Source organism: Bradyrhizobium sp., assembly GCF_019242285.1.
GTDB lineage: Bacteria > Pseudomonadota > Alphaproteobacteria > Rhizobiales > Xanthobacteraceae > Bradyrhizobium.
Window position 1 is genome coordinate 1 of the sequence record NZ_JAFAVV010000437.1, and the last position, 5,499, is coordinate 5,499.

General features: G+C 65.7%; 6 protein-coding genes. 4 read left to right on the top strand and 2 right to left on the bottom strand.

All coding sequences use genetic code 11. From position 1 onward, the window contains the following. From hisE to JOY90_RS17185, 4 genes are all read left to right on the top strand, one after another. A partial coding sequence (gene hisE / locus JOY90_RS17170; RefSeq protein ID WP_291692312.1) for a phosphoribosyl-ATP diphosphatase occupies positions 1 to 366 on the top strand: 366 nt, incomplete at its 5' end. 71 nt (positions 367 to 437) lie between these two features. Next, the gene (locus tag JOY90_RS17175) at positions 438 to 1,019 is read left to right on the top strand and encodes a YqaA family protein (protein WP_291692313.1); all 582 of its coding nucleotides are present in this window, start codon (positions 438 to 440) and stop codon (positions 1,017 to 1,019) included. A 120-nt stretch (positions 1,020 to 1,139) separates the two neighbouring features. Then, positions 1,140 to 1,700 (top strand): hypothetical protein, encoded by a 561-nt coding sequence (locus JOY90_RS17180; RefSeq protein WP_291692314.1) that lies wholly within the window; start codon positions 1,140 to 1,142, stop codon positions 1,698 to 1,700. A 191-nt stretch (positions 1,701 to 1,891) separates the two neighbouring features. Next, on the top strand, positions 1,892 to 2,860 hold the full coding sequence (locus JOY90_RS17185; protein ID WP_291692315.1) for a nitronate monooxygenase family protein: 969 nt from the start codon (positions 1,892 to 1,894) through the stop codon (positions 2,858 to 2,860). A 33-nt stretch (positions 2,861 to 2,893) separates the two neighbouring features. Here JOY90_RS17185 and JOY90_RS17190 read toward each other — a convergent pair whose 3' ends face one another. Next, a complete protein-coding gene (locus JOY90_RS17190; protein ID WP_291692316.1) occupies positions 2,894 to 4,462 on the bottom strand; it encodes an ABC transporter substrate-binding protein in 1,569 nt (522 codons plus the stop codon). 184 nt (positions 4,463 to 4,646) lie between these two features. Then, positions 4,647 to 5,499: ABC transporter substrate-binding protein (locus JOY90_RS17195; RefSeq protein WP_291692317.1), on the bottom strand; the 853-nt coding region annotated here is incomplete at its 5' end.

The following is a 5,499-nucleotide window of genomic DNA, read 5'->3' on the forward strand; positions in this document are numbered from 1 at the left end:
CTGGCGGCCAAGGATCTCGATGCGGCGACGTCGCGTACCGCGCGACTGTTCCAGCATGGCCCATCCAAGATGGCCAAGAAGCTCGCCGAGGAAGCCATCGAGGTGGTGATCGACGCGGTCAACGGCGACACGCCGGGCGTGGTTCGCGAGAGTGCCGACCTGCTCTACAACCTCGCCGTGCTCTGGGCTTCGGCCGGGGTCCGGCCCGACGACGTCTGGCAGGAGATGGAGCAGCGCGAGATGCTGCTCGGCATCGCGGAGAAGCTGCCGAAATCGGCCGTGAAGCTTGCCAAGGCCGCGCCGGAGAGGATCACCCGGCGGCCGCTGGTCGCGCTCGAAGGCCGCCGTCTGCGCAAGCGGCATTAGGATTTTGCAAGGCTATTTTCACCGGCTGCGGGCATGGACAAATCCGGCCCGGTGTGGTGGTTCCTCGCGCCATGCTGAAACGGATCTACGACTGGTGCATCCGCGCCGCCCACAAGCCCTATGCGCTCTGGATACTGGCCGCGGTGGCCTTTGCGGAGAGCTCCTTCTTTCCGGTCCCCCCCGACGTGATGCTGATCCCGATGGCGCTGGCCCGGCCCGGCCGGGCCTGGATCTATGCCAGCGTCTGCACCGCGGCCTCCGTGCTCGGCGGCCTGCTCGGCTATGCCATCGGCGCGCTGCTGTATGATTCGGTCGGCCATTGGCTGATCGAATTCTACGGCCTCGGCGGCAAGGTCGAGGCTTTCCGCGAATCCTATGCGCAATGGGGGGCGGTGATCATCCTGCTGAAGGGACTGACCCCGATCCCCTACAAGCTCGTGACCATCACCTCGGGATTCGCCGGCTACAATCTGGTGCTGTTCGTGCTGTGCTCGGTCGTCGCGCGCGGCGGGCGGTTCTTCGTCGCCGCGCTGCTGCTCAATCGCTACGGCGACTGGATCAGGGTAAGGATCGAGAAGCACCTGACGCTGTGGGTGACGATCGGGGTGATTGCCCTGGTCGCGGGCTTCGTGGTGGCGATCAGGATGCTCTGACGCCGCGCTCGTGCCAGTTTCCGAAGTCTGCGGTACATCGCCGCAACATCCGGTCGAAGACATCGACGGCGGCACACGCGCCGGCTTTGCCCGCCTGTAAGCTTGGCGTAATCTGGCGGTATGAACACCCGGCCCGGCAGGTCCCTGCTCTTGTTCTGCGCCACGGCGGCGCTGCTTGCCGTCGACCGCTCCGCGTGGCCGCAGGCGGCACCCGGCTCGCCCAGATTTGGCCTGCCGGAGCAGGCGACGCCGCCGCCCATGCCGCAGCCGGCCGAGCCGGCTCCGGAGAGGCCGGGCCTGATCCACGAGATGGGCAGGCTGTTCCACCGCATTCTGCCGTCCCAGGGGAGCCAGGGGGAGGCCGGCGGCGATCCCCTGGCCGAGAGCAAGACCGGCGATGTCGGAAGGGATGCGGTCAAGAGCGCAGGCGAGGCGTTATCACGGCTTGCGAGGCCCTCTTCCATGGTGTCGGGGCGGGTGATCTGCCCCGTTGCCAACGGTACGCCGGACTGCAAGCTCGGTGCCGACAGGCTCTGCCAGACCAAGGGGTTTCGCGAAGGCAAGAGCCTGATGACCGACGCCGCGGAAAGCTGCTCGCCGAAAGTGCTGATCCCCGGCCGCCAGCGCAAGCCGGACGATTGCCGCACCGACAACTACGTCACCACGGCGCTGTGCCAGTAGGCGCACGGCAGGATCCGCTCAGATCCGGGTCGGACGAAGCGCTCGCCTTGAACGCGGGCAGCGCGGCGATGCAGCCTGAAGACGCAAATCGCGAGCGCGGATGCGAAACGGGCCCGATTGCCATCTTGGTATGATGTCTGGCATTCTTTCCAAACAATATCACCTGCCGCTGCCGAGAGGATCTCCCGCCGATGTCGATGCCTGCCTTGTTCAAGGGCCGCCTTTCCATCCCCGTGATCGGCGCCCCGCTGTTCATCGTCTCCGTGCCGGATCTCGTGATCGCGCAGTGCAAGGCGGGGGTGGTCGGGTCGTTTCCGGCGCTGAACGCGCGGCCCGCCGCGCTGCTCGACGAGTGGCTGGCGCGGATCAGGGAGGAGCTTGCCGCGCATGACCGGGCGCATCCGCAGGCGCCGTCGGCGCCGTTCGCGGTCAACCAGATCGTGCACAAGTCGAACAACCGGCTCGATCATGATCTCGCGCTCTGCGAGAAGCACAAGGTGCCGATGATCATCTCCTCGCTCGGCGCGCGCGAGGAACTGAACCAGGCCGTGCACGGATGGGGCGGCATCGTCTTCCACGACGTGATCAACCAGCGTTTCGCGCGCAAGGCCATCGAGAAGGGCGCCGACGGCCTGATCCTGGTCGCGGCCGGCGCCGGCGGCCATGCCGGGGTGATCTCACCGCTCGCCTTCGTCGTCGAGACGCGGCAATGGTTCGACGGGCCGATCGCGCTGTCGGGCGCGATCGCCAATGGCCGGGCCGTCCGCGCCGCGCGCGTCCTCGGCGCCGACTTCGCCTATGTCGGCTCGGCCTTCATCGCCACCAGCGAGGCCAACGCGGTCGAGCGCTACAAGGAGATGATCACGGCCTCGGCCGCGGAGGACATCGTCTATTCCAGCCTGTTCACCGGCGTGCACGGCAATTATCTGAAGCCGTCGATCGTGGCCGCCGGCATGGATCCGGACAATCTGCCGACCTCGGACCCCTCCAAGATGAGCTTCTCCACCGATGCGGCGGGCGAGCGCGCCAAGCCGAAGGCCTGGAAGGAGATCTGGGGCTCGGGCCAGGGCATCGGCAGCATCGGCAAGGTGATGCCGGCCGCCGAGCTGATCGCGCGCTTCAAGCGCGAATACGACGAGGCGACCGACCCGCCGCTGTGAGCCGCGGCCGGCCGGCTCCGGCGCATTCCCTGCCTACTCCAGTTCGATCGACTGGTACTTGCCCTTGTCGTCGAGCGCGGTGCCCCAGATCTTGTGCGAGGCCTGGTGCTCGGCGCGGCCGAAACCGAGCGGGACGCCGAGCCCGAGATCGAGGTTGCGCATGTTCTCCAGCGTGTCGACCAGCCGCTCGACGTCGAGCTGCGGACCGGCCCGTTTCAAGGCCTCGATCAGCACGTTGGCCGCCACATAGCCCTCGAGCGACACGTAATCCACGTTCTCGCCCGGGAAATATTTCGCCAGCGCCGTCTTGTATTCGAGCACCTCGCTGGAGAAGCCGCCGACGGCGGGGACCACCTGGGTGACGACGACGCCGTCGGCAAAGCGCGGGCCGAGCAGCATCAATTCGCTGGCGAGCTCGGTCGAGCCGACGAACGAGACGTTGGTGTAGACGATGCCCGGGAAGAGGTCGTGGGTCTTCTCGATGAACTTCGCCGCGGCCCGGTAGGTCGCGACCATCACCACGGCCCGGACGGCTCCCTTCTGCTGCTTGAGCTGGTTGACGGCGTCCTCGACGTCGACGGTGTTGCGCTTGTAGCCGAGCCGCAGGATGCCACCGTCATCGATGCCGAGCAGGCGGAATGCCTTGGCGACGCCGGCGAAGCCCGCATCGCCATAGGCGTCCTGCTGGGCGAAGACGGCGATCTGGCGCGGCTGAAGGTGGCGCAACTTGATCAGATAGCGGACGACGGCGTCGGTCTCTTCCGCATAGCCGGCGCGGTAGTTGAAGACGTAGCGGTCCGGCGGATCGTGGCGCAGGATGCTGGCGCCGGTGAAGGCGCCGAAGAACAGCGCCTTCTGCTGGAGCGCGTAGGGGATGCCGACCGCCGCGGTCGGCGTGCCGACATTGCCGATGAAGCCGAACACCTGGTCCTTGTCGTAGAGCTGCTTCATGGCATCGAGCGTCCGCGTCGGCTCATAGCCGTCATCGGCGGAGATCAGCTTGAGCTGGCGGCCGTTGACGCCGCCGGACTCGTTGGCGCGGTTGAAGGCGGTATCGACGCCGAGCTTCATCTGGCGGCCGAGCTCGCGCGCGGCCCCCGTGAACGGGCCGACGATCCCGAAGCGGATCTCGTTCTCGGTGATGCCGTGCACGGCCGGGCCGGCGTCCGCAGGTGCCGGCAATTGTGCCGCGGGTGCCGTCGCCGCGGCGGCGGGCGACGGAGCGATCACGCTCGACAGGCCGGAGCTGGACTTGGCGATGCCCAGCGACCGTTCGAGCTCGGCAAGCTGCCGTTCCGCGGCCGCGCAATCCATCCTGTTGGACGTGACGAGATTGGCGCCATCCCTCACATTGCGCTCGAACACCTGTGAAAGGCTGTTGCGGGCGACGGGATCAGCGCTGGCCTCCTGGATGACGGCCGCGAATTTGTTCGTGATGACCTGGACGCGCGCACGCTCGATGTCGCTGCAGGCCTGCGCAGAACCGACGATCGGCCCGACGCGAGCTGCCAGATCACGGACGATGTCGATGGTGTTGGGAGCAGCGGTGGCCGGAGACGCAAGAAGCACGATCCCGGCAAACAGGGGCCAACGCAAAATCATGCAACAACTCCATACTGAAAACTACAAAGCAAAAGCTTCTAATCGAACAACGAATTGATAGGCTATTCACCAAATGGCGAAAAATGGGCGGTATTCTCCTGTTGGAGGTATGGTGATCATGATTCTGTGCACAGCCGGCCGTTCAAGGGCCGGCTGTGTCATTTATGTCACCTAAGCTCGTATGTCACTCAAGCTCGATCGGTTGATATTTCCCGGTCTCGTCGAGCTCCGTCCCCCAGACCTTGTGCACGGCCTGGTGCTCACCGCGGCTGAAGTTGATCATGGTGCCGAGTCCGAGATCGAGATTGCGGGTGTTCTCGAGCACGTCGACCAGCCTCTCGCTGTCGAGCTGCGGGCCGCAGCGTCGCATCGCATCGATGAGGATCGTCGCCGAGATGAATCCCTCGAGCGAGAAATAGTCCGCCTTCTCGCCCGGGAAGTACTTCTGCACCGAGTTCTTGTAGTCCAGCACGAGGCTCGAATAACCCGAAACGGCCGGCGTCACCTCGGTCATGATCACGTTGTTGGTGAAGCGCGGTCCCAGCAGCATCAGTTCCTCGGCGAGGGCGGAGGGGCCGGTGCCGGAGATGTTGGCGTAGATCATGCCGGGAAACAGGTCGCGGGTCTTCTCGATGAACTTGGCGGAGGAGCGATAGACGCCGACCATGATGACGGCGCGGACCGGCACCTTCTGCAGCCGAAGCTGGTTGACGGCGTCGTCCACGTCCAGGCTGTTGCGCTGAAAGGTCATCTTCAGGATGCCGGTGTCGCTGATGCCGAGCGACCGGAACGCCTTGGTGACGCCGTTGTAGCCGGAGTCGCCGTAGGAATCGTTCTGCTGGAACACCGCGATCTGCCGCGGCGGGATCTTGCGGACCTTCAACAGATATCGGACCAGCGCGTCGACCTCCTCGACGTAGCTCGCACGGTAGTTGAAGACATAGCGGTCCGGCGGATCGTGGCGCACGACATTGGCGCCGCTGATCGGGTTGAAGAAGATCGCATGGTGCTCGAGCGCGTAGGGCAGCGCGACGACG

Coding starts and splice junctions, on each gene's coding strand:
- JOY90_RS17175 (WP_291692313.1), top strand. CDS start 438: ATGCTGAAACGGATCTACGACTGGTGCATCCGCGCCGCCCACAAGCCC.
- JOY90_RS17180 (WP_291692314.1), top strand. CDS start 1,140: ATGAACACCCGGCCCGGCAGGTCCCTGCTCTTGTTCTGCGCCACGGCG.
- JOY90_RS17185 (WP_291692315.1), top strand. CDS start 1,892: ATGTCGATGCCTGCCTTGTTCAAGGGCCGCCTTTCCATCCCCGTGATC.
- JOY90_RS17190 (WP_291692316.1), bottom strand. CDS start 4,462: ATGATTTTGCGTTGGCCCCTGTTTGCCGGGATCGTGCTTCTTGCGTCT.